The sequence below is a fragment of the Oleiphilus sp. HI0079 genome (assembly GCF_001635105.1).
This window is the reverse complement of the sequence record NZ_LWFT01000864.1, coordinates 1-1,308: the sequence shown is the minus strand read 5'-3', so window position 1 is coordinate 1,308 and position 1,308 is coordinate 1. Positions and strand designations below refer to the sequence as shown.

The 1,308-nt window shown below is 46.9% G+C and carries 2 protein-coding genes and 1 pseudogene; all 3 read left to right on the top strand.

Features of this window, described 5'->3' with window-relative positions; translation table 11 throughout:
• Positions 1-625 (top strand): serine/threonine protein kinase (locus tag A3750_RS16175; RefSeq protein ID WP_068548442.1); only part of this gene is annotated, 625 nt, incomplete at its 5' end.
• Positions 626-662: 37 nt separating this feature from the next.
• The gene (locus A3750_RS16170) at positions 663-1,049 is read left to right on the top strand and encodes a hypothetical protein (protein WP_068454546.1); all 387 of its coding nucleotides are present in this window, start codon (positions 663-665) and stop codon (positions 1,047-1,049) included.
• A gap of 1 nt (position 1,050) precedes the next feature.
• Positions 1,051-1,308: pseudogene (locus tag A3750_RS16165) on the top strand (carboxy-S-adenosyl-L-methionine synthase CmoA); the annotation flags it as partial.

Genomic DNA, 1,308 nt, shown 5'->3' with positions numbered 1-1,308 from the left:
GATGTATCGAATAGGTCTAAATATCGGACGCATGCATCAGGTTGGGTCAAGCAAACAGTTCGAGCATCGTCAAACCATGTCGCTTGAACAATGGGCAATAAATAGCAGAGCCTTCTTGCTGGAAAATGACTTCCTCCCAATGAGCTTACAAACCGCATACGATACGCTCACAGACGATCTAGTAAAAACGATGAAGTCGATATTGGCGCACCACAAAGCGAGAGATCAGCGCATTCACGGCGATTGCCACATGGGCAATATCCTTTGGCGTGAAGATCAGGCTTTTTTTGTAGACCTTGATGATTGCGTTATGGGCCCCGCAGTGCAAGACATTTGGTTATTATTATCAGGCGATCGACTTCAGCAAACCAGCCTCTTGAGCGAGTTCCTTGAAGGGTATGAAGAGTTTGCGAGCTTTGACCTAAAAGAGTTAAACCTTATTGAAACACTACGCACCATGCGCATCATGAACTACTCGGCATGGCTGGCAAAACGCTGGAAAGATCCGGCGTTTCCAATGCACTTCCCTTGGTTCAATACCGAGCGCTATTGGTCGGAGCACATCTTGGAGTTAAGAGAACAATTAAGCGCTTTAAACGAACCGCCCTTGCAACTTATGCCCTAAACTCTACAATCAGCACCTTTTAGAACGAGCTTTCATAATGAGACAAGATTCGAGCCAAAAAAGCGCAGACACAGTCAGTGTTCGCGCGCTGGTACTGGCCATCTTCCTGAGTATTGCCGGCACAGTTGGCGTTCTGGAGTGGCAGAATAAAATTCACCATCCCGAGAGCAAAGACCAGTTCGATCTAGCGAGCTATAAGGTCGTATTTGTGCCAACTGAAGACGAAGGCCAATATCGGCTTTCCCCAAAACCCTCATATCAAACTTCGTTTTGCCAAGAAGGCTATCTGTTTATTCGAAATGACAAAGATCATGCAATGCAAGGCCTATTGGTCGATTATAAAAACCGCGGAATTAAGTGCGAGCCACGAGATGTCGACAGCCAGAGCGTAAACGCAAATTCGGAAACCTTAGCGGAGCAATAAAGTGTCGGACAAAACGCCCGAACAAGAAGCAGACCAACTGTACTCATCCCCCCTTGATCAGCAAAACGATTTTAGGTTCGATGAGGCCGTTGCGCGTGTGTTTCCAGACATGATTCAACGCTCCGTGCCTGGATACAAAACGATTATCCCAATGATTAGTCTCATCACCGAGCGTTATGTTCAGAGTGATACTGCCTGCTATGATTTAGGCTGTTCGCTTGGAGCATCAACGCTCGCTATGCGCCACGGAGCCAAAAAT

Excerpts from the sequence above, each read along its gene's own strand:
- A3750_RS16170 (WP_068454546.1), top strand. The coding sequence starts at position 663 with ATGAGACAAGATTCGAGCCAAAAAAGCGCAGACACAGTCAGTGTTCGC.